Annotated in this window: 21 protein-coding genes, 1 tRNA gene and 1 pseudogene; 9 read left to right on the top strand and 14 right to left on the bottom strand. The window is 57.7% G+C overall.

The genetic code is table 11. The features are described 5' to 3' along the window. Positions 1–17 precede the first annotated feature (17 nt). Positions 18–1,508 carry an OmpA family protein gene (locus tag ACVBEG_RS23645; protein WP_323569261.1) on the bottom strand — a complete coding sequence of 497 codons (1,491 nt, stop codon included), beginning with the start codon at positions 1,506–1,508 and terminating at the stop codon, positions 18–20. 337 nt (positions 1,509–1,845) lie between these two features. Then, positions 1,846–2,532: an HAD-IA family hydrolase gene (locus ACVBEG_RS23640; protein WP_322177240.1), complete on the bottom strand. Its 687-nt coding sequence runs from the start codon at positions 2,530–2,532 to the stop codon at positions 1,846–1,848. A 112-nt stretch (positions 2,533–2,644) separates the two neighbouring features. On the opposite strand from ACVBEG_RS23640, the gene ACVBEG_RS23635 reads away from it, so the two are divergent. Next, entirely contained in the window at positions 2,645–4,138 is a 1,494-nt protein-coding gene (locus ACVBEG_RS23635) for a YdgA family protein (protein WP_322218823.1), read from the top strand. Between the two features lie 121 nt (positions 4,139–4,259). Here the strand turns inward: ACVBEG_RS23635 and ACVBEG_RS23630 are convergent, their stop codons facing one another. Both ACVBEG_RS23630 and ACVBEG_RS23625 read right to left on the bottom strand, forming a co-directional pair. Then, the gene (locus ACVBEG_RS23630) at positions 4,260–4,544 is read right to left on the bottom strand and encodes a hypothetical protein (RefSeq protein WP_257604449.1); all 285 of its coding nucleotides are present in this window, start codon (positions 4,542–4,544) and stop codon (positions 4,260–4,262) included. A 52-nt stretch (positions 4,545–4,596) separates the two neighbouring features. Then, the gene (locus tag ACVBEG_RS23625) at positions 4,597–5,985 is read right to left on the bottom strand and encodes an aminotransferase-like domain-containing protein (protein WP_322177242.1); all 1,389 of its coding nucleotides are present in this window, start codon (positions 5,983–5,985) and stop codon (positions 4,597–4,599) included. 88 nt (positions 5,986–6,073) lie between these two features. On the opposite strand from ACVBEG_RS23625, the gene ACVBEG_RS23620 reads away from it, so the two are divergent. Then, positions 6,074–7,027 carry a threonine dehydratase gene (locus ACVBEG_RS23620; RefSeq protein WP_322177243.1) on the top strand — a complete coding sequence of 318 codons (954 nt, stop codon included), beginning with the start codon at positions 6,074–6,076 and terminating at the stop codon, positions 7,025–7,027. 115 nt (positions 7,028–7,142) lie between these two features. Here ACVBEG_RS23620 and ACVBEG_RS23615 read toward each other — a convergent pair whose 3' ends face one another. The 6 genes and pseudogenes from ACVBEG_RS23615 to ACVBEG_RS23590 all read right to left on the bottom strand — a co-directional run. Further along, positions 7,143–7,430 (bottom strand): cyd operon YbgE family protein, encoded by a 288-nt coding sequence (locus ACVBEG_RS23615; protein WP_322177244.1) that lies wholly within the window; start codon positions 7,428–7,430, stop codon positions 7,143–7,145. Continuing rightward, positions 7,420–7,536, bottom strand: coding sequence for a cytochrome bd-I oxidase subunit CydX (gene cydX / locus ACVBEG_RS23610; RefSeq protein ID WP_322177245.1), 117 nt, complete (start codon positions 7,534–7,536; stop codon positions 7,420–7,422). Before cydX ends, ACVBEG_RS23615 begins: the two co-directional genes overlap by 11 nt. 12 nt (positions 7,537–7,548) lie before the next feature. Continuing rightward, positions 7,549–8,691 carry a cytochrome d ubiquinol oxidase subunit II gene (cydB, locus tag ACVBEG_RS23605; RefSeq protein WP_322177246.1) on the bottom strand — a complete coding sequence of 381 codons (1,143 nt, stop codon included), beginning with the start codon at positions 8,689–8,691 and terminating at the stop codon, positions 7,549–7,551. A gap of 11 nt (positions 8,692–8,702) precedes the next feature. Next, positions 8,703–10,289, bottom strand: a complete 1,587-nt coding sequence (locus ACVBEG_RS23600) for a cytochrome ubiquinol oxidase subunit I (RefSeq protein ID WP_322177247.1) — start codon at positions 10,287–10,289, stop codon at positions 8,703–8,705. After that, positions 10,286–10,447, bottom strand: coding sequence for a cytochrome oxidase putative small subunit CydP (gene cydP / locus ACVBEG_RS23595; protein ID WP_369124888.1), 162 nt, complete (start codon positions 10,445–10,447; stop codon positions 10,286–10,288). Before cydP ends, ACVBEG_RS23600 begins: the two co-directional genes overlap by 4 nt. 147 nt (positions 10,448–10,594) lie before the next feature. Then, positions 10,595–10,828: pseudogene (locus ACVBEG_RS23590) on the bottom strand (AAA family ATPase); the annotation flags it as partial. Positions 10,829–10,926: 98 nt separating this feature from the next. Between ACVBEG_RS23590 and ACVBEG_RS23585 the strand changes: the two are divergent. From ACVBEG_RS23585 to ACVBEG_RS23570, 4 genes are read left to right on the top strand one after another with little or no spacing between them, the layout of a single operon-like run. Beyond that, entirely contained in the window at positions 10,927–11,811 is an 885-nt protein-coding gene (locus ACVBEG_RS23585) for an MBL fold metallo-hydrolase (protein WP_447108352.1), read from the top strand. 20 nt (positions 11,812–11,831) lie between these two features. Further along, on the top strand, positions 11,832–12,302 hold the full coding sequence (locus ACVBEG_RS23580; RefSeq protein ID WP_322177249.1) for a YeeE/YedE family protein: 471 nt from the start codon (positions 11,832–11,834) through the stop codon (positions 12,300–12,302). 2 nt (positions 12,303–12,304) lie between these two features. After that, positions 12,305–12,724, top strand: coding sequence for a DUF6691 family protein (locus tag ACVBEG_RS23575; protein WP_447108351.1), 420 nt, complete (start codon positions 12,305–12,307; stop codon positions 12,722–12,724). A gap of 13 nt (positions 12,725–12,737) precedes the next feature. Further along, positions 12,738–12,926: a YgaP family membrane protein gene (locus ACVBEG_RS23570; protein ID WP_322177251.1), complete on the top strand. Its 189-nt coding sequence runs from the start codon at positions 12,738–12,740 to the stop codon at positions 12,924–12,926. 117 nt (positions 12,927–13,043) lie between these two features. Here the strand turns inward: ACVBEG_RS23570 and ACVBEG_RS23565 are convergent, their stop codons facing one another. Together ACVBEG_RS23565 and ACVBEG_RS23560 are read right to left on the bottom strand one after the other, a co-directional pair. Beyond that, positions 13,044–14,324, bottom strand: a complete 1,281-nt coding sequence (locus tag ACVBEG_RS23565; protein ID WP_322177252.1) for a bifunctional O-acetylhomoserine aminocarboxypropyltransferase/cysteine synthase — start codon at positions 14,322–14,324, stop codon at positions 13,044–13,046. A gap of 263 nt (positions 14,325–14,587) precedes the next feature. After that, a tRNA-Arg gene (locus ACVBEG_RS23560) sits at positions 14,588–14,664 on the bottom strand. A gap of 352 nt (positions 14,665–15,016) precedes the next feature. Here ACVBEG_RS23560 and gabD point away from each other — a divergent pair. The 3 genes from gabD to ACVBEG_RS23545 all read left to right on the top strand — a co-directional run bounded on the left by gabD (position 15,017) and on the right by ACVBEG_RS23545 (position 19,223). Beyond that, positions 15,017–16,459 carry an NADP-dependent succinate-semialdehyde dehydrogenase gene (gene gabD / locus ACVBEG_RS23555; protein WP_322177253.1) on the top strand — a complete coding sequence of 481 codons (1,443 nt, stop codon included), beginning with the start codon at positions 15,017–15,019 and terminating at the stop codon, positions 16,457–16,459. Positions 16,460–16,599: 140 nt separating this feature from the next. Beyond that, entirely contained in the window at positions 16,600–17,880 is a 1,281-nt protein-coding gene (gene gabT / locus ACVBEG_RS23550; RefSeq protein ID WP_322177254.1) for a 4-aminobutyrate--2-oxoglutarate transaminase, read from the top strand. Positions 17,881–18,011: 131 nt separating this feature from the next. Continuing rightward, positions 18,012–19,223, top strand: a complete 1,212-nt coding sequence (locus ACVBEG_RS23545) for an HDOD domain-containing protein (RefSeq protein WP_447108350.1) — start codon at positions 18,012–18,014, stop codon at positions 19,221–19,223. Positions 19,224–19,293: 70 nt separating this feature from the next. Here the strand turns inward: ACVBEG_RS23545 and ACVBEG_RS23540 are convergent, their stop codons facing one another. Together ACVBEG_RS23540 and desA are read right to left on the bottom strand one after the other, a co-directional pair. After that, positions 19,294–20,283, bottom strand: coding sequence for a GGDEF domain-containing protein (locus ACVBEG_RS23540; protein WP_447108349.1), 990 nt, complete (start codon positions 20,281–20,283; stop codon positions 19,294–19,296). A gap of 139 nt (positions 20,284–20,422) precedes the next feature. Then, positions 20,423–21,607, bottom strand: coding sequence for a delta-9 fatty acid desaturase DesA (gene desA, locus ACVBEG_RS23535; protein ID WP_447108348.1), 1,185 nt, complete (start codon positions 21,605–21,607; stop codon positions 20,423–20,425). Positions 21,608–21,746 lie beyond the last annotated feature (139 nt).

Raw genomic sequence — 21,746 nt, 5'->3', positions numbered from 1 at the left:
TTCCCTATTTCATCTGGTTAGCGACGAACCGGCTCGAATTCAGCGACGAAAGCCTCGCCTTGTTTTGGATAGAACAGTTCCCCGGCTGTCGCGGCGCCTGTTCTTTTGTCGAACACGATGTCCATGCAGGACACCGGCGACTTCGATGCATCGACTGCGAAAACCCGGTACAGCACCTTGGTTTCACCGTCGAAGGTATTGGCAATCGACTGAATCTTTTCCGACTGCTTTTTTGAAGTCTTGTAGTCAGGGATGAATTGCATGAACGGCTGTACTGCCACCGTCGCATCTTCTTTGAGAATGGCGACTGGCCCGACCAAGGCGACATGCCCGTTGATGGCCTGGCCCCAAGGGCGACCGTTCATCCCAGGCAGGTAGTCAGTGGTGGCGATATCCACCAGCGCTCGATCAGTGGCCAGGTTTTTTACTTCGCCCGCCATACGTGGCATATCGGCGACGCAGGAACCTACCGGAGCCGAGGCGTAGGCCGGAGAGATAACGCTGAATACCGATTTCTTGGGCTCGATACCGCGCGCCAGTGCCGACTCCATACTGACGACCTGATGGCCGCCAAAATCGATACCACCTTTGCCCTGAACCGGAATGCCTGTGGAAGGCGCAGGTTGGGCTGTCGCGGGCGAGGACTCGGCTTTGTCGGCTTTGCTCAGGGTCGGTGTTTTGACCGGTGCACTGGCAGCTGTTGCCGCCGGGCTGGTCCGGGTGCCGTGTTCCAGGTATTTGGGGTTGTTGCGCTCGGCGCGTACGCGGGCAACCAACAGTTGCTGGTTATCGACCTGGGTCAATTCCACTCGACGGTTTTGCGCCCGACCTTCGGTCGTGATGTTGGCCGCCACAGGTCGCGAGGCACCGGCACCCTGGTAATAGATGTCTGCGGGCTGCAAACCGGCCTGGGCGAGGATTGTGCTCACGGCGCGGGCACGTTGTTCCGAGAGTCGCTGGTTGAGCTCGGCGTTGCCGGTGGAGTCGGTATGGCCCACTACCAGGATTTTCTTCGGCGCCGTTTGTGTTCCGCTCTGGCCTTCCGCAAGTACCGCAGCCATCTTGCGCAACTGACGTTCCCCATTGGCGGTCAGCACGGCAGAGCCGGTGGCAAACATTGCACTGTCCTGCACCTGCGCCTCTATGCCCACGGGTTGCAATTGGGGGGCGCTTTTACCTGCAGTGGGAGCCTGGGCCGTTGCAAGCTCCTTGATCTGCATGCTCATGCCTTCCTCGGTGGCAATCGCCTGCAGACGCTTGACGCGTGCCTGATACGCCAACGTTGCACCGCATCCGACAGCGGCACCGGCAATCGCACCGCCCGCAGCGTTCTTGCCCAGGGCAACCGCCACACCCGCGCCCAGCACGGCACCCAACATGCCGCCAGCCACGCATGCTGAGGTCTTATCCATTCCGCCCAATTGGTTATCGACGCTGGCGCAACCGGTTACACCGAGAGCAATGGCCATAGCCAGTGCTGTCGGGCGCACATTCCTTGAGTTCAACATCCCTTGCTGATTCCTTTTTTGTCCTTGGCACCTGACAGACTTGTCGGTATGCCATACCACGCAAAACGCGTTGCTATCCCGTGTCATCACACAACGAACGCCACCATGCCAGAGTAGGCGGCCCGACGGTTAATCAGGCTGGCGTCGCATCCGAGAGTGCGTGCTTTGACGGGTGTTACAAAATGTCGGGGGATAGTAGTAGCATTTCGATGTCAATAAAACAGTCGGCGGCCACTTTCATTGAAGCCGGGGCAACGAAGTTGCCCCGCAATCGATGCCTGCCAGAAACACGTTCGAGGGGTGGCCGCAGACGCTCGCAGACGCAAGGGGCTGCGCATCAGAACGCCGGCAACCCCCATGCTTCAAGCGGGAAATCCAACAGCGACTCAAGGCGCAGATCGGCGTGAACGTATTGCTCGATTGGCATATGGGCGTCCGGCACGGCCACGGCGGACATGCCCGCAGCCTTGGCGGCCGTCACGCCGAAGGGCGAGTCTTCGAACACCAGGCAGTCCTTTGGGGCAACGCCCAGGCGGCGGGCGGCGACCAGGAAGATATCCGGTGCGGGTTTGGCGGCGCCCACTTCCGAGTCGTCAGCCGTTACCACGGTGTCGAACAGCTCGAACCATGCCCGATGCAGGGTGGTTTTGGCCTTGAAGTAGTGGATCGACGAGCTGGTGCCCACGGCGATGGGGATATTGTGCGCGGCCAAATGCCGGACCAATGCCTCGGCGCCTGGCATTGCGGGTGAACGTGGGAAGCGCTCATCCAGCATGGGTTCGCGAGTGGTCAGAAACTCATCGATGGACAGCGGCAACTCCAGCGCGCCGATCACGTAACCGGCGAAATCCCGCGCCCCACGGCCGATGGTGTTCTGCTTGATCGTCCAGTCAAACGTCCGACCGTAACGACTGGCAATAATATGAGTGACTTCGGTGTAGATACCCTCGGTATCCAACAACAAGCCATCCATATCGAAAATAACGGCCTTGATCGGGCCAAAAACGGTGCGTTGCTCACTCATCTCGTTTGATCCCGTTTTCAAATTCGAACATCAGCCTACCGTCTGAGGGAAGACCGTGGCTAGCGGCGGATGATAATCTCGGTCGATTATGGACAGCGAAGTGGGGCGGAAGATGAGCAAATCAGCAAACGTTGCAGTAGGCGTCGTCATTGCGGTGGCGGCACTGGGCACCGCTGGGGCGTGGTACACCGGGACTCAACTGGATGGTGTTTTGCGCGATTCGATCGACAACGCCAACCGACAGTTCAAGTCGTCTTTTAGCGGAACCGACGACAGCATGAGCGTCGAGCTGGTGTCGCTCGAGCGCCATCTGTTCACCAGCACTGCGCACTATCGTGTGAATGTTCAAAGCAAAAGCCTGGGCAAAAACAACGAAAAGATCGAGCTGTTGTTCGTGGATAACATTGAGCACGGCCCGTTGCCTTTTTCGCGACTGAGGTCGTTGAAGCTGCTGCCGGTCATGGCTTCCAGCAATTATGAAATCGAGAAAAACGCTTTTTCCGAAAAGTGGTTTGCCATGACTAATGGTGCCGCGCCGCTCAAAGGCAGTGCGAGCATCGGCTACGACCGCGCTACCGAAGGCACCCTGCAATTGCTGCCATTGGATATCAATGACAAAGACGGCATGTTCAAGTTCTCCGGCCTCGACCTCGCTGTGGCGGCCAGTGCCGATGCAGAGAAGCTCAAGATCACCGGGAATATGGACAACCTGCAACTCAACGTAGCCTCGGAACAGGGCCCTGTGAGTGTTGAACTCCACGGCGTGACCTTCGACACCGGTGGCACCAAAGGCGCCTCGGGTTTCTATCTTGGGCATAGCAACCTCAAAGTGGCCAGCGCGTTGTTCCAGATCGGGGACAAGCCTCCGGTGCTGTTCAAAGACTTTGTGAACACCAGCTTGATGCAAGAGGCAGACAGCAACCTGTCGGCTCAAGTGACCTATGACATCGGCATGATCAACTACAACGGCAAGGACATTGGCGCCTCGCAGATGCTGTGGAAGTTCGGCAACTTCGACGTAGCGTCTACACAAGCACTGCTCCATTTCTTCCAGGAGAAAGTCCAGCCTCAACAACAGGCTGCCGCGCAGGCCGGTATACCGTTCAAGTTGAAGCTGAGCGATGCCGATCAGGCAAAAATGAATGCCGACCTGGCGAAACTGCTGAACGCCAAGCCGCACATCGAACTGGAAAAAATATCGCTCAAGACCGCCAACGGCGAAAGCCACTTCAGCCTTGCGGTGGACCTGAAAAATCCCGGGCCGCTCGATCAACCGCCTGCAGAAGTGGGCAGAAAAATGATCGGCGAACTGAACGCCAAATTGCTGCTGTCTCAACCCATGATCAAGGATGTCGCCAGTCTGCAAGCGAGCCTCAACGGTCTGACCGACCCCAAAGCGATCGCTGAACAGGCGCAGGGCGCGAGCGACATGGTCAGCGGCATGGCGGTGATGACCCAGTTGGCCAAGGTCGAGGGCGAGAACGTTGTCTCGGACCTTCACTATGCCAACGACATCGTTGACTTCAACGGCCAGAAAATGACCGTGCAGCAGTTCTTCAGCATGGTGACGAGCAGACTTGGCGGGCTGAGCACAACGGATCAGTAAGTCACCGAGTCAGCAAAGAGGGGCGAGTTTATTTATCGAAAATAAACTCGCCCTTTTTCTGCATGTTTACTGTCAGCGATGCCGACGAGATCAGCGCTCCGATGTATGCCATTCCATAGGGTTAGACGAAGGGCTGACCATGAAACCCTCGAGGGAGTCGCTGCGGTCCGGGCATATCCGTGAGCCGCTGTTGCCAAGAGGCACGCCAGTCGCTCGATGCATGAGCAGTCCTTGCTTTCCTCGCAGCTCTGCGTGCTGCGTTTCGCACGGTTTTCCTCGCCTCTTTGAAGGCATCGGTGTTACGGCAGTTGCGACACTTCACACGTCCAAGCTCAGTGGTGGAGATGATGTTGTCGCCGTGGCGGCCGCAGGCGATGTGCCCGGCGAGCCTGTAGTGAGTAACCATCGGTAAATCTCCTTCGCAGTGATTGCGGTACAGGAGTAAAAACAAGACGTATTTATCTATTAAAAGTAGATCCGTCTTGCTCAATTTGCAACGTACCGTTGGTCCCAACAATCTGCGCCACCCGCTCCAATGCGATCTTCAATTGTGCTCGATTGCTGGCTGCACACAGGCTGATGCGTACGGCATGGGTATCGTGTTCCTTGACTGCGAAAACCTCAGCAGGCACCACGTCGACCTGTGCTGCACGGCAGGCCTCGGCCAGCTTCATGGAGGGCAGTGAGCTGGTGACCCAAATGTGAGGAGACGGGCTTTGTGCCTGATACAACGCCGCGCCGAGTGTCTTTTTTGCCAAGCGCCAGCGCTGGGTGGTTTCTTCGGTCTGCCACGCCAGACGACGTTGTGCGGTTCCATCGTTGATCCATTGGCAGGCGATACTCAGGCAGAGCGGTGAAACGCCCCAGTGCGTGGCCTGCGCGTGGGGGTCGATACGTTCAAGCACGGACGGTTCGGCCGTGATCCAGCCAACCCGTAAACCGGGCGCGACCGTTTTCGACAGACTTGTCACCAACAGGCCATGCTTGCCCAACAGTCGCGTCAGTGGAGGTGAGGAGGTCAGCGCGCCATAGACATCATCTTCGATAATCAGCAGGTCATGCTGTCTTGCGACTTCCGCGATCTCGAATTGCCGCTGGGGCGACATGATCGTTGACGTCGGGTTCTGTAGCGTGGGCGTCAGCACGACGATTTTTGCCCCGGTGGCCCGCGCCATCCGGTCGAGTTCGTCAGGGAGGATGCCGCATCGATCAAGCGCAACGCCATGCATGGGCAAGCGCAATTGGCGGCAGGCCGCTTTGATCCCTGGCGCAGTGAAGGCTTCCACGATGACCGGCTCGCCGGGCTGACACAGCGACAGCAACGCCGTGAACAACCCCTGCTGGGCGCCGTTGCACAGCATGATGTTTTCTGTGGGCACGTTCAGGCCCCGGGCTTGCAGCCAGGCGGCACCCTGAGCCCGGCCAACTGCCAGGTCGTCAGCCGTGAGGTAGCGTTGCAGGCGCTGTGCTTGTCCGTTATTGATCAGCGTAGAGAGCGCCAAGACTTCGTCCTGACTGTCCTCATCGGTCACCGGCACATTGGTGCAAAGATCAATCAGGGCAGGGCGTTCGCTTGGTTGCTTGAGCCGGAACAACGTCGCCTCTTTGCTCCCGGCCAATACATAAGTGCCGCGCCCCACTTCACCCGAAACCAAATGCCGCCGCGCGGCCTCACGATAGGCCTGCATCGTCGTACTTGGGTTCAGGCCCAGGTTCCAGGCGAGACGTCGTTGCGGTGGCAGCCGCTCGCCGACTTTTAACTCGCCGCTTTCTATCGCGCGCGTGATCGCTTCAACCAAGGCCAGGTACTTCGGCTGCGCACTGTCGTTGAGCGTCGGCGTCCACATTTATTGTTGCTCATGCAATATAAGGTTTAACCCATACAATGCCCCGGCCCTAAGATCAGGTCAAACCCACCCACAACCCGGTGACCTGATGTTTGACCTCGCCTCGTTACGCCACGCCGCGCAAACCATTCGCCCACTGGTTCCGCCTACCCCCCAATACGCATGGCCGCGCTTGGCCGAGCGTCTGGGTTGTGAGGTCTGGGTCAAACACGAAAACCACGCACCGACCGGCGCCTTCAAAATTCGTGGTGGCCTGCTGTACGTACAGGGATTGCTCAAGCGCAAACCTGACGTTACCGGGCTGGTGACTGCCACCCGAGGCAATCATGGGCAGAGCCTTGCAACGGCCGCACGCAACGCAGGGCTGCCGATTATCATCGTTGTGCCCCTCGGCAATTCGCAGGAAAAAAATGCCGCGATGCGGGCCATGGGCGCGCAACTTATCGAGTACGGGCAAGACTTCGACGAGGCGCGGATAGAAGCCGCGCGCCAAGCCGAAATGCAGGGCTACGAGAGTGTCCCGGCGTTTCATCCTGACCTTATTTTAGGTGTCGCGACCTACGCGCTGGAATTGCTGGAGGCGGTGCAGGGTCTGCAGACGGTCTACGTCCCCATCGGTATGGGTTCCGGCATATGCGGCCTGATCCAGACTCGCAACTTACTGGGCCTGAAAACCGAAATCGTCGGTGTCGTATCCGAACACGCCGACGCCTTTGCGCAGAGCGTCGAACAAGGCCGAATCATCACCACCGAAACCGCCAACACCTTCGCCGACGGCATGGCCTGTCGCCTGCCATTGCCGCAAGCATTCGACATCATCCGCCGAGGCGCAGCGCGAATCGTCCGGGTTAATGACGACGAAATCGCCAGCGCGATCCGGATCTTCCACGAAGACACCCACAACACCGCCGAAGGCGCCGGAGCTGCGGGCCTGGCGGCGCTGATCAAAGAGCGTGAGCGCCAACAAGGTGCCAAAGTGGCGGTGATTTTGAGTGGGGCGAATATTGATCGGCAGGTTTATGCGCGGGTGCTTGGGGGGTGAGTTTTCAGTGTTGGATTACGTCTTCTTGCGCCTACCAATAACCCTCTGAAATAGAACATCATCTGTGGGAGCTGACTTGTCTGCGAATAAGCCCGGTACGGGCTTCAGACATGCCCTAATGCACCCACATCACTGCATAGCCCAAGGTCATCAGACCCCAGGCTACCAGCGGATGAAACACCACTTGCCACACGCGTGCATGCGGGTCGAAGCCCACGCCGTGCACGTACCCCGCAGCCACGCCCCACATGACCAGCATCAGCAGGTTGTGGTTGTAGTGCCCTTGGGCGTTGAGGATGGTGATGGGGTGGATCAGTAGAATCAGGCTCAACGGAACGGCCAGCAGCAGGGACAAGACCCTGCTGCTGGCGCGTCGCAACCGCGGTGTGGCTTCAGATGTCACCCGCTGGCTCCTTGTCCAGCGTGTCGGTGGCCTCGAGCCACATGACGTTGATGATGCCGAAGCTACAGGCCAATAAGACACCGAGGATCCAGGCGAAATACCACATAGTGTGTGCTCCTCAGTAAAGGCTGTGAGTGTTGGCGTCGATGTGTTTGGTGGTCACTTTTCCCCACATTTTGGCGTAGCACCAAAGGGTATAGCAGAGGATCAGTGGCACGAAAATCGCTGCCGCAACCAGCATGATATTGAGTGTCATGCGGCTGGAAACAGCATCCCACACGGTCAGGCTGGAGGCAGGGTCGATACTCGACGGCATGACAAACGGAAACAGGGCGAAACCGGCTGTGCAGAGGGTGCCAACGATGGCCAGGCTGCTGCCCAGGAACGCACAGCGACTGTGACCGCCGCTGGCCGAGAGCAGGGCCAGCAGCGCGCCGACTATCCCCAAGACCGGCGCAATGATGGTCAGTGGGTATTTCCCGTAGTTCACCATCCAGCCCGGATTACTCGCGGCCACGGTTTTGCTCAGCGGATTCAAGGCTATGCCGGGTTCGAAGGCTGAGGTGATGGTTTGCCCTTCAATGCCGCCCAGCAAGAGCCAGACTCCGGCACCGATGAAGGCGAGCAGGTAAACCGCCGCGAACAGTTGAGCAGCGCTGCGAGAACGCCGGGCGATGTCACCCTCTGTACGCATCATCAACCATGTGCCGCCGTGCAGGCAGAGCATGCTCAAGCTGACGACGCCAGCGAGCAGCCCGAATGGGCTGAGCAGTTGCCAGAAGCTGCCGTGGTAGCTGGAGCGCAGGGTATCGTCAAATTGGAAGGGCACGCCCAGGAGCAGGTTGCCGAACGCCACACCGAATACCAGCGAAGGCACCACGCCGCCAACGAACAGGCCCCAGTCCCAGCTTTGCCGCCATCGGGTGTTGCTCAGTTTGCTCCGATAATCGAAGCCTACGGGGCGAACGAATAAGGCGAACAGTACCAGCAGCAGGGCCCAGTAGAAGCCCGAAAACGCGGCGGCATACACCAATGGCCAGGCGGCGAACAACGCCCCGCCGGCGGTAATCAGCCAAACCTGGTTGCCATCCCAATGCGGCGCGATGGTGTTGATCACCACGCGTCGTTCGTTATCGTTGCGGCCGACGAAGGGCATCAGCGCGGCGGCGCCGAGGTCGAAACCATCAGTCAGGGCGAAGCCGATCAGCAAGACGCCAACCAGTACCCACCAGATCAGTTTGAGGCTTTCATAGTCGAACATCGTTGTGCTCCTCAGACCAGGGTCGGCTGTGTGGCGTTGTCGGGTGTTGCCTCGCGTTCCAGGTGATAACGACCCGTGTGCAGACTGCTCGGCCCGAGTCGGGCGAACTTGATCATCAGGTACATCTCGATCACCAACAGCACGCTATAGAACGCGATCAGCGCCAGCAGAGAACCCCAGACATCACCGGTCGACACGCTTGAAGCGGACAGATGGGTCGGGAGTATTTCACCCACGGACCAAGGCTGACGACCGTGCTCCGCGACAAACCAGCCGGTCTGCGTGGCAACCCACGGCAGTGGCAGGCTGAACAGGGCCCACCTGAGCAGCCAGGGTTTGCTCATTTCGTTCTTGCGGGTAGACGCCCAGAACGCACAGACGAACAGGGCCAGCATCAGGAAACCGCTGAGCACCATCAGGCGAAAGGTCCAGAAAATCGAAGCCACGCCCGGGATAGAGTCCAGCGCGGCCTGCTTGACTTGTTGGTCGCTGGCATCGACCACCTTGTTCGTGTATTTCTTGAGCAGCAGACCATAGCCCAGGTCCTTTTTCACCGCATTGAAGGCAGAGACCGTCTGTTCGCTTTTATCCCCGGCGCGCAGTTGCTGAAGCAGATCATAAGCAACCATGCCATTGCGAATCCGTACCTGATGCTGGGCAACCAGGTCCTTGATGCCTGTCACCTTCGTGTCCAGCGAGCGCGTGGCAATAATCCCCATGACATAAGGGATTTTTACCGCGTAGTCGGTACGTTGCTCGGCCTGATTCGGCAGCCCGAACAGGGTAAAGGCTGCAGGTGCGGACTCGGTATCCCACTCGGCCTCGATTGCCGCGAGCTTGGTTTTTTGAACATCGCCGATTTCATACCCGGACTCGTCGCCCAGAATGATCACCGAAAAAATCGACGCCATGCCGAAAGCCGATGCAATGGCAAAGGAGCGCCGCGCGAACCCTATATCGCGGCCCTTGAGCAGGTACCAGCTTGAAATAGCCAAGACAAAAATCGCGCCGGTCACGTAACCGGACGCAACGGTGTGGACGAACTTGACCTGTGCCACGGGGTTGAACAGCAAGGCGCTGAAACTGGTCAGTTCCATCCGCATAGTGGTGAAGTTGAACTCTGCGCCGACCGGGTTTTGCATCCAGCCGTTGGCGATCAAGATCCACAATGCCGACATGTTCGAACCGATGGCCACCAGCCAGGTAACCCCCAGATGCTGGACTTTGGTCAGACGATCCCAGCCAAAAAAGAACAGGCCGATGAAGGTCGATTCCAGAAAGAACGCCATCAAGCCTTCAATCGCCAACGGGGCGCCGAAAATGTCACCCACGTAATGGCTGTAGTACGCCCAGTTGGTCCCGAACTGGAACTCCATGGTCAGGCCGGTGGTGACGCCCAGGGCGAAGTTGATGCCGAACAGCTTGCCCCAGAACCGGGTCATGTCCTTGTAGACCTGCTTGCCGGTCATCACATAAACCGACTCCATGATGGCCAGGAGGAAGGTCAAACCCAGGGTCAGAGGGACGAACAGAAAGTGATACAGCGCGGTCATAGCGAATTGCAGTCGAGATAAGTCGACGACTGATTCCGAGATCATTGGGGGTTCTTCTCAGGAAGTGCGGGAGGGGGGCCAAGCATGTGTTGGCCTACTTTGACGCCGTCATCCATGACCTCAACCGGAGCGCTGAACCAGATGCTTCGGATCCCCAACAACAAGACGAGCTTGATAAGCAATATCAGGCCAATTTCCTTCATTAATGGTTTTTTTAGAAAATCGAAGGGGCCTGGCATGACGGGTACTCGCAGGGATGGCGGAATTGTCCTGACGGCGACGGTGGCTAATATTGATCTGGATCAATATTTTCAACTGCAACGGGAGTGACGGAACGTCACACCCAGGCCGCGAGACGCATGAGCTGTCCGCACCGGGCAATGCTCGTCGGCCTGATCGTAGGGAACCGAGAACGGGTGTGATACACGACAGTATTGGGTACCGAACTAACGCTGATAAGCCACGTTGGCAGCTATGATGTTGTAGTCGGTATTCAGAATGATGGTCGACTGTTTTTTAAGTTCGAGATACAACACCCGCTCGTGCTGTTCTTGGGTTGACGTATGAAAACTCAATAAAAACAGTTAGTTGTAAGTTTATTCAGATAATAGAAGATTGGCATGCTGATTGAGATGAATACAGGTGGCCAGTCGCGTGTCACCCAACCATCAGGAGAGCCGCAGTGATCATCGGTGACCAACTGCAGGTAGAAGCGTTCTTCGACAGCCATACGTGGACGGTCAGTTATCTGGTGCTGGACCGTGCTACGAAACAATGTGCGCTGATCGACAGCGTGCTGGATTACGACCCCAAGTCAGGACGCACCCATACCGATTCGGCCGACCAATTGATCGCACGGGTTCGTGAGTTGGGCGCATCGGTAGAGTGGATACTGGAAACCCACGTGCACGCCGATCATATTTCCGCCGCAGCCTACCTGAAGAAAACGCTCGGCGGAAAAACCGCCATTGGTAGCCTGATAACCGTCGTGCAGGAAGTGTTCGGCAAGCTCTTCAATGCCGGCAGCGATTTTGCCCGTGATGGAAGTCAGTTCGATGTACTGCTCGATGACTGCGCGCACTTCAGCATTGGCTCGCTGCGGACCAGGGCGATGCACACGCCGGGGCATACACCTGCGTGCATGACTTATGTCGTCGAAGTCGAAGGCGAAACCGTCGCTTTCGTGGGCGACACACTGTTCATGCCGGACTACGGTACTGCACGGTGTGATTTTCCCGGTGCCGACGCACGAACGATGTATCGCTCGATAAAAAAGATCCTGAGTCTGCCTCCACAGACCCAGCTGTTCATGTGCCATGACTACTTGCCCAATGGCCGCGAACTCAAGTACCTGACAACCGTCGCGGAACAACGCGCCAGCAATATCCATATACACGACGGCATCGATGAAGATGCCTTCGTCAAGATGCGCGAAACACGCGACGCCACCCTGGAAATGCCCGTCCTTATCTTGCCATCGGTGCAGATCAATATGCGCGGCGGTCTTCTGCCGGAGCCCGAAGACAACGGCGTCCGCTATCTGAAAATTCCGCTTAACGCGATTTGAATATGGGCTCAGGCGGAAAAATGAACGAACACAACCTGCTGCACCGGAGGGACGCAACGATGATCGACTGGTTAAATTTCACACCCTGGACTTCGTTGGCCGGAGGCGCGCTGATCGGGCTGGCCGCCAGCCTGTTTGTTCTGGCCAATGGACGGGTGTCCGGGATCAGCGGTCTGCTCGGCAGCCTTCTACAGCCCGACAGCGAAGGCCGTAGCGAAAAGGCACTTTTCCTGCTCGGCCTATTGATTGCGCCACTGGTGTGGGGACTGTTTGCTGCCTTGCCGCTAATAGCGTTCAAAAGCGGTTGGTTTGGCCTGGCAGTGGCCGGTTTGCTGGTGGGCGTCGGCACCCGCTACGGTTCGGGCTGCACCAGTGGGCACGGGGTGTGTGGGATTTCCCGGCGTTCCCCGCGCTCTATCGCGGCCACCATCACCTTCATGTTCGCGGGATTCATCACCGTCTTTGTCCTGCGTCATCTTCTCGGGAGCTAATCATGCGCAAACTGACAGCCTTCATTGCTGGCCTGCTATTTGGTATCGGCCTCTTGCTCGCCGGTATGGCCAACCCGGGCAAAGTGCTGGGATTTCTCGATCTGGCAGGCGCTTGGGATCCGTCGCTGGCGCTTGTGATGGTCGGCGCCATCGCCGTGGCGAGCGTGCCGTTCAACTGGGCCGGCAAACAATCGACATCGTTGCTGGGTGCGCCGATGCAACTGCCCGTCAAACGCGAGCTGGATGCGCGCTTGATCGGTGGCAGCCTGCTGTTCGGTATCGGTTGGGGCATCGCCGGGATATGCCCGGGGCCGGCAGTCGTCCTTTTGCTGACGGCTCACTGGCAAGCTTTTGTTTTCGTGTTGGCCATGGTGGTCGGCATGTTGTTATTCACCGCGCTGGAAGCCCGGCGCGCACATTGATCGGGAGATCACCATGAACGCAAACGTTGGAACCATCGACCGCGTCCTGCGCATCGCACTGGGCGTTATTCTCATCGGGCTGACCGTATTCGGGGTCATTGGCGTGTGGGGCTGGATTGGCGTAGTACCACTGGCGACCGGCATCTTCCGCTTTTGCCCAGCCTATTCACTGCTGGGCATCAAAACCTGCAAACGTGATTGATGCGTCGTCCGATGTGAAAGGAATCCCTTCAGGCCTTGAATCGCTCAAGTCGCTTTGATGGGATTTTTTTTTGAGCTCCGGGACTGACGCCAGGCGCCAGTCCTCAGCTTCAAAAAGTTACCGGGGAACCGCAGCCTCCAGAGCTTGGGCGAGGTCGCTGAGGATGTCATCGCAATGTTCGATGCCGATGGAGAGTCGGACCATATCCCTTGGCACGCCGGCCTTTTCCAGCTCTTCGTCGTTCAACTGGCGATGAGTGGTGGACGCAGGATGGCAGGCCAGTGATTTGGCATCGCCGATGTTGACCAGGCGCACCACCAGTTTCAAGGCATCGATAAAGCGTGCCCCGGCCTCCTGTCCGCCCTTGATACCGAACGACAGGATCGATGCGGGTTTACCAGCGGTATAACGCAAAGCAAGTGCATGCTCTGGATGGTCGGGTAACCCGGCGTATTTCACCCACGCGACGTTTTCATGAGCCTTGAGATAGTGCGCGACTTTGAGCGCATTTTCTGTGTGGCGCTCCATGCGCAGCCCAAGCGTTTCCAGGCCTTGCAGGATCAGGAAGGCGTTGAATGGCGACAGCGCCGCCCCCGTATTGCGCAGTGGCACTACCCGGCAGCGGCCGATGAAGGCGGCTGGGCCGAAGGCTTCGGTGTAGGTCACGCCATGGTAGGACGGGTCGGGCGTGTTAAGCAGGGGGAAACGTTCTTTGTTGTCAGCCCATGGGAATTTGCCGGAGTCGACGACGATGCCGCCGATGCTGGTCCCGTGTCCGCCGATGTACTTGGTCAGCGAGTGCACAATGATGTCGGCACCGTGCTCGAAGGGGCGGCAAAGAATTGGCGTGGCAACGGTGTTATCGACGATCAGCGGCACACCATGCCGGTGGGCAGCGTCGGCTAGTGCCTGAAGGTCAATAATATTGCCGGCCGGGTTGCCAATGGATTCGCAGAAAACCGCCTTGGTCTTGTCGTCGATCAGCGCCTCAAGCGCCGCGATGTCGTCATGGGCAGCGAAACGCGTCTGGATACCAAAGCGCGGCAGGGTATGCGCCAGCAGGTTGTAAGTCCCGCCATAAAGCTTGGCCACCGAGACGATATTGTCACCCACTTCGGCCACGGTCTGGATCGCATAGGTAATCGCGGCCATGCCTGACGCAACCGCCAACGCACCGACACCGCCTTCCATGGCTGCAACGCGCTTTTCAAGCACGTCATTGGTAGGGTTCATGATGCGCGAGTAAATATTGCCTGCGACTTTCAGGTCGAACAGGTCGGCACCATGCTGGGTATCGTCGAACGCGTAGGACGCGGTTTGGTAGATCGGCACCGCTACTGCTTTAGTTGTCGGGTCGGGGCTATAGCCTGCGTGGATAGCCATGGTTTCCAGTTTCATGCTCGCGCGTTCCTTCAGGAGTTGTAGGTGTCCCCGAAGAATGTGTTGAGCAAAGGCGGTAGTCAAGTTAGGGAATGGCGCTTGATTTCAGTGCGCATCACTGCGTGTATGTCTCCAGTTCAAGGAATGCAAAGCATACGAGGGGGCATACACGGCGTGAAGTTATAGGGGTAGGGAGGGATAGCCAGAAACAAGAAAGCCCGCACAGGGCGGGCTTCTTGGGGTGTTTCGTAGACTGTCTGAGACAGCCAGAAACAGCTATTTGGTGCACCAGGCGGGATTCGAACCCACGACCACTGCCTTCGGAGGGCAGTACTCTATCCAGCTGAGCTACTGGTGCAATGCGGGCGCCATGATACTCATCTGGCTGGCGGGCGTCCATGCTGGTGAGTGCTGTTGTTGATTTCGCACGTAACAGGGTGTGAACGTGACGTTGATCTGAAACTAATCGGCTAAACTCCGTTTTCGTTCTTTTTTTCGAACAGACTATTGTCCTTTACCCCCGCAGACCCTAGGATTCGTTTGAGATTTCAAACGCTTTTGGCTGGGTGCTGAACCGCACGTTCTACGATCAGTGCGCTATTTGTGCTTGAGTACGGTGAATGATTTCCTGACGGCAGCCTTTTATAGGCGCCTTTGAACAAACAAAAAAATTCGCTCCGCGCGTGCGCGGTGCTGTTTAGGAGACCGACATGCAGCTTAAAGACACCCAATTGTTCCGTCAGCAAGCCTTTATCGATGGCGTTTGGCTGGATGCGGACAATGGTCAGACGATCAAGGTGAACAACCCGGCTACCAATGAGATCCTCGGGACTGTTCCGAAGATGGGTGCTGTTGAAACCCGTCGCGCGATCGAAGCTGCTAACAAGGCGCTGCCGGCCTGGCGTGCGTTGACCGCCAAGGACCGTGGGAACAAGCTGCGTCGTTGGTTTGAACTGATTATTGAAAACCAGGACGACCTCGCTCGCCTGATGACCCTGGAACAGGGCAAGCCGCTGGCTGAAGCCAAGGGCGAAATCGTTTACGCCGCTTCGTTTCTCGAGTGGTTCGCTGAAGAAGCCAAGCGCATCTACGGTGATGTGATTCCTGGTCACCAGCCAGACAAGCGTTTGATTGTGATCAAGCAGCCAATCGGCGTGACGGCGGCGATTACGCCGTGGAACTTCCCTGCAGCGATGATTACCCGTAAAGCGGGCCCGGCGTTGGCTGCTGGCTGCACCATGGTTCTGAAACCGGCTTCGCAGACTCCGTTCTCGGCTCTAGCGTTGGCTGAGCTGGCGCACCGCGCGGGTATCCCGAATGGTGTGTTCAGTGTTGTCACCGGCAGTGCTGGCGACATCGGCGGCGAACTGACCAGTAACCCTATCGTGCGTAAATTGTCCTTCACAGGCTCGACTGAAGTCGGTCGCCAACTGATGGCTGAATGCGCCAAGGACATCAAGAAAGTGTCCCTGGAATTGGGCGGCAACGCGCCCTTCATCGTGTTCGACGACGCCGATCTGGATAAGGCGGTCGAAGGTGCGATCATCTCCAAGTACCGTAACAACGGTCAGACTTGCGTTTGCGCCAACCGCTTGTACGTGCAGGACGCAGTCTATGACGCGTTCGCCGAGAAGCTGAAAGTCGCGGTGTCCAAGCTCAAGATCGGTAATGGCCTGGAAGTCGGCACCACTACCGGCCCGTTGATCGACGGAAAAGCCGTGGCCAAGGTCAAGGAACATATCGCTGACGCCATCAGCAAAGGCGCGACCGTACTGGCTGGCGGCAACAGCATGGAAGGTAACTTCTTCGAGCCGACCATTCTGGTCAACGTGTCTAAAGATGCGGCTGTCTCCAAGGAAGAAACCTTCGGTCCGCTGGCTCCGCTGTTCCGCTTCAAAGATGAAGACGAAGTGATCGCGATGGCTAATGACACCGAATTCGGTCTGGCGTCGTACTTCTACGCCCGCGACCTTAGCCGCGTATTCCGTGTTTCCGAGGCACTGGAATACGGCATGGTTGGCGTTAACACAGGCCTGATCTCCAACGAAGTCGCGCCGTTTGGCGGGATCAAGGCGTCGGGTCTGGGCCGTGAAGGCTCGAAGTACGGCATCGAAGATTATCTGGAAATCAAGTACCTGTGCCTGGGCATCTAATTCTGTCAGCACAGTAGCGACACGTAATTCCACCTGTAGTTGGAACGTTGCAGCAGTCGATCATCGTATGCTGCTGCAACTGCCACCCGACTGCTTAATCCTTGAACTACGCCGCCCGATGAGCGGTGAATGAGGACATTATGAGCCAGACCAACGAATCCTTGATGAAACGCCGCAATGCCGCTGTTCCGCGCGGCGTGGGCCAGATCCACCCGATCTTCGCGGCTTCCGCGAAAAACGCTACTGTTACCGACGTTGAAGGTCGTGAGTTCATCGACTTCGCGGGCGGTATCGCGGTACTCAACACCGGTCACCTGCACCCGAAAGTTATCGCGGCCGTGCAAGAACAACTGACCAAGCTGACCCACACCTGTTTCCAGGTGTTGGCCTACGAACCGTACGTTGAGCTGTGCGAAAAGATCAACGCCAAGGTGCCAGGTGATTTCGAGAAGAAAACCCTGCTGGTCACCACCGGTTCCGAAGCGGTAGAAAACGCTGTGAAAATTGCCCGCGCCGCCACTGGCCGTGCCGGTATCATCGCGTTCACTGGCGCTTACCACGGCCGGACCATGATGACCCTGGGTCTGACCGGTAAAGTCGTGCCTTACTCGGCCGGCATGGGCCTGATGCCAGGCGGCATCTTTCGCGCGCTGTACCCATGTGCACTGCACGACGTGACGGTTGACGACTCCATCGCCAGCATCGAGCGCATCTTCAAGAATGACGCCGAGCCACGTGATATCGCCGCAATCATCATCGAACCTGTTCAGGGCGAAGGTGGTTTCTACGTTGCGCCGAAAGAGTTCATGATTCGCCTGCGTGCCCTGTGCGACAAGCACGGCATTCTGCTGATCGCGGACGAAGTTCAAACTGGCGCTGGTCGTACCGGTACGTTCTTCGCGATGGAACAGATGGGCGTATCTGCCGACCTGACCACCTTCGCCAAGTCGATTGCTGGCGGTTTCCCGTTGGCTGGCGTTTGCGGCAAAGCTGAGTACATGGATGCCATCGCTCCAGGCGGCCTGGGTGGCACTTATGCAGGTAGTCCGATTGCATGCGCTGCTGCACTGGCCGTATTGGACGTGTTTGAAGAAGAGCACCTGCTGGAGCGTTGCAAAGCGGTTGGCGAGCGCCTGGTGACGGGCCTGCGCGCGATTCAAGCCAAGTACCCAGTAATCGGTGACGTTCGTGCCTTGGGCGCGATGATCGCTGTCGAGCTGTTTGAAGGCGGTGATCCGCACAAGCCTAACGCGGCTGCTGTGGCTCAGGTTGTAGCCAAAGCGCGCGACAAGGGTCTGATCCTGCTGTCGTGCGGTACTTACGGCAACGTGTTGCGCGTTCTGGTGCCTCTGACTGCTCCTGACGAGTTGCTGGACAAAGGCCTGGCGATCATGGAAGAGTGCTTCGCTGAACTCGCATAAGTGTGAGTAAGTAAGCAAAAAAACCCGCTTCGGCGGGTTTTTCTTGTTTTAGGACAAGCATTTGCGCTTAGCGCCTATATCCCCACGGTTTGTTTGGATAGAGTGCGGGTATCGCTGTCGGAGAGCCCGGAATGACTGTTCTTGAACCGCCCACTGCACCCCGTGTTTTGATCGCTGAGGCTGACCCTTGGGTGCGCGACATGCTGACCGAATTAGTCCTGAGCGTGCGCGGTGATGCTGATCTGAAAGTGTGCTCCGAAGGGCTGGAGGCGCAAGACTGGTTGAGTCATCACTACCCCGATCTGGTGATTGCCGGTTGGGAACTGCCGGGCTCCGATGGCTTGAACCTGCTGCGCGGGGTGCGTCAACAGCGTCGTCAGCCGACGTTGCCTTTTATCCTGCTGAGTAGCCGCAATGACAGCGCCAGCGTGCGCGAGGCATTGCCGCTGGCGCCCACCGCTTACTTGACCAAGCCCTTGAATATGGACGGTCTGCGCCAACGCCTGGAAGATTTGCTGCTTCAGTCGAGTGAGCCGGTCGCTGTCGAAATTCCGGCATTGGCACCTGGTTTGAGTCTGTCGCAGTTCCTTGAAAGTCGCCGGGAAACCGCAGATGGTGCGCCCTTGCGGGTGGATGTGCATCAGGCGCTGAGGAGCAGTCAGGGTGCGACCGGCGCGGATTTGAGGCTGCTGGAGCAGGAACTGCGAGCTGACCCGCATATCACGGCAGTATTGATCGCTGCGGCCAACAGTGCGGCGCAGCACTTGGGCAAAGGCGTGCAGACCTTGCCGCAGGCGCTGCAGGCGCTGGGTCCGACTCAGAGTGTCAATCTGCTCCTTGGCCTGGCCATGAAGCGCGGGGCGAGGCTGACGGACAAAGGGCTGATCACCCACGCCCAGCGTTTTTGGGAGCAATCGAGCAGAGCGGCTGAATACGCCCGCTCGCTTGCGCGTTTGCTGGATCTGGACCAAGAGCGTTGTTTCTGTGCCGGACTGCTGCACAGTCTGGGTGATTTGACGGTATTGCGTTGCTTGCAGGACTGGATGCTTGCCGGTGGTGAGCTGGATGAGAAGGCGGTCAGCGAGTCGTTGGCGCAATTCGGTGCGGGGTTCGGTTCGGCTCTGCGCACGCGCTGGCGCTTGCCACTGGAACTGCGTGAGTTGATCGCGGCGGTCTATCACTTCGGTGGAGGCGTGTACTCGCGCGAGGCCCTGGCTATGAACGTGGCGGCGCAACTGGCGCTGCTCGGCCCGGAAGAGGGCGTTGAGGCGCTGGCCAACAGCAAACCGGCCCGTCTCTTGAAGATCGGGGCATCAGAGCTGGGACGGTTGCGCAAGACGTAAGTCTTCGTTGGCCGATAGGCCATTTTTCGCGAAAAAATCGCGAAAAGGCTGCATCAGGGACAGAAAACCTTCAGACCAAGACAATCTGATTCTTGCCCTGACGTTTGGCTTGGTACATCGCGGCATCGGCCCGAGCATAGAGAACTTCCAGGCCAAGGTCGTCGTCGCGGAGGTTGGTCAGGCCTTGGCTTACGGTGATGCCGAATGCCTGGTTGTTGCACTGGAAGCTCAAGCGCTGGATTTCCCGCTGCAGCCGTTCGGCGATTTGCTTGGCCATGTCCGGTGCGCACCCGGGGAGCACGGCGGCAAACTCTTCCCCGCCGATACGTCCGAACACATCGCCTCGACGCAGAGCTGAACGTCCACTCTCGGCGATGCGTTGCAACACCTGATCGCCTTCCTGATGGCCGTATGTATCGTTGACCAACTTGAAATCATCGATGTCCAGGAGCAAAAACGCCAAGGGCAAGCCCTGCAAGCGAGCCTGTTCGAACTCATGCTGAGCGCATTCGAAAAAGTGCCGACGGTTACTGCTCTGGGTCAGTACATCAGTGGTGGCGAGACGTTGAAGTTCGCCTTCAAGCTGCTTCTTTTCGGTGATGTCTTCGGCGATACCCACCACAATCAGACGCTGTCCGAGTTCCTGGCGACTGATAAAGCATTTGTCGCTCAGCCAGCGAACCTGCCCGTCTGAACGGATGATCCGGTATTCGCGGTCTTCGATGGAGCCCTTGTCCAGCACTTGGGTCAGGCTGCGTTCGGCATAGTCCAGGTCGTCGGGGTAAATGCTATCGCGCCACTCGTTGTAGTCTGCGAGCAACAGGCCGGCCGAGCGTCCGAAAATCTGCTCATAGGCCGGGCTGACGTAAATCATTTGCTGGGTTTCCCAGTCGAACGCCCATAACACCGCGTTGACGCTGACTAGCAGCGAACTGAAAAGCTGTTCTCGTTCGCTCAGGCGTGCGACTTCTGCTTGGGCATGCATCAGCGCCAGGAGGGTTTCCGCGGAAGGCGGCAGGTCGGTGGGAGAGGGCTGGTTAATGGGTGTCTGTCTGTCCATGAGCACTGCATCTCTAGAAGATGTGCGGCGCACAGCCACAAGTGAGCCCACCGAAATAGTGAGCTATTCATTCAGATAGAAAGTAGGACACGAAGTTCCAGCAGGCGCGCTCCCGGGCGGGGCGCGCCGATCAACGGTGTCAGGCGGCGACAGGCCGTAGCGAGTAGGTTTTCAGTTGGCTGGCGAAATCACGCAGTGACTGGATACCACTGGCTTCGGCTTCATGAACCCACTCTTTGATCGCGGCGAGCATGTCGTGACCGTTGGTGCTGGTTTTTAGCCAGATATGTTGCAATGCCAAGCGCTTCTCGTAGATCACTTTCAGTGCTTGGCTGTGTTCAAGCATGGTCTGGATGTGCAGATGGTGCTTGTCATCAAGCAGGCTGGTTTCTCGAGAGAGCAGGCGCTTGGCGCGATGGAACTGATGGCGTACCGACACATCGGCCTTGGTCAGTTCTTGTTTCACCAGCGGCGCGATCACCAATTTGCGGTACTGAGCCATGATCTGAAAGCGATTGTTGAGGATTGCCATGGCGGTATCCATGTCAACATGGCCCTTGCCTTCAACCCGGTGGGCGATAGGCGCAACGCGTTGAACCTTAGCCAGACGGAAGAAGCTGAAAACCTTGATCCAGGCCCAGCCCATGTCGAACTCCCACTTCTTGACCGACAACTTGGCCGAGTTCGGGTAGGTGTGATGGTTGTTATGCAGCTCTTCGCCGCCGATCAGGATGCCCCATGGCACCAGATTGGTCGCCGCGTCACGGCATTCGAAATTACGGTAGCCCACGGCATGACCAAGACCATTGACGACGCCTGCGGCCCAGAAGGGAATCCACATCATCTGTATCGCCCAGACGGTGATGCCGATCACGCCGAACAACGCGAGGTCGATCACCGCCATTATCGAGATCCCGAGGAGAGGGAAACGAGTGTACAAGTGGCGTTCGATCCCGTCGTTCGGACAATTTTTGCCGTAGATGCGAAGTGTGTCCGGATTTTCCGCTTCAGCGCGATACAATTCGGCGCCTTTGCGCAGTACAGTAGACAGCCCTTTGATCACAGGACTGTGTGGATCATCGACGGTTTCGCATTTGGCGTGATGCTTGCGGTGAATGGCGGTCCACTCACGGGTGTTCTGGGCAGTGGTCAGCCACAGCCAGAAACGGAAAAAGTGTTTGAGCCCAGCGTTGAGTTCCAACGAACGATGGGCGGAGTAGCGATGTAGATAAACCGTGACGCCGACAATGGTCACATGGGTCATCAACAGGATGGCTACCACCAGTTGCCAAACTGATAAATCAAGAAGACCGTTGTTCCACATAAAATGTGTTGCCCTCAAAAATGCTCGATGAATATAAAAGCAGCAGCAGGCATTATCACTGACTCAGCTGATAAAACCAGTCGCACTTTTAGATAAGAGTCGCCGGATGTTTCTACTCTATAATCCGCGCCTTTCGTAA

The sequence above is a fragment of the Pseudomonas sp. GG8 genome (genome assembly GCF_052976945.1).
The sequence above is the reverse complement of the archived record's forward strand: the minus strand, read 5'-3'. Positions and strand labels throughout refer to the sequence as shown.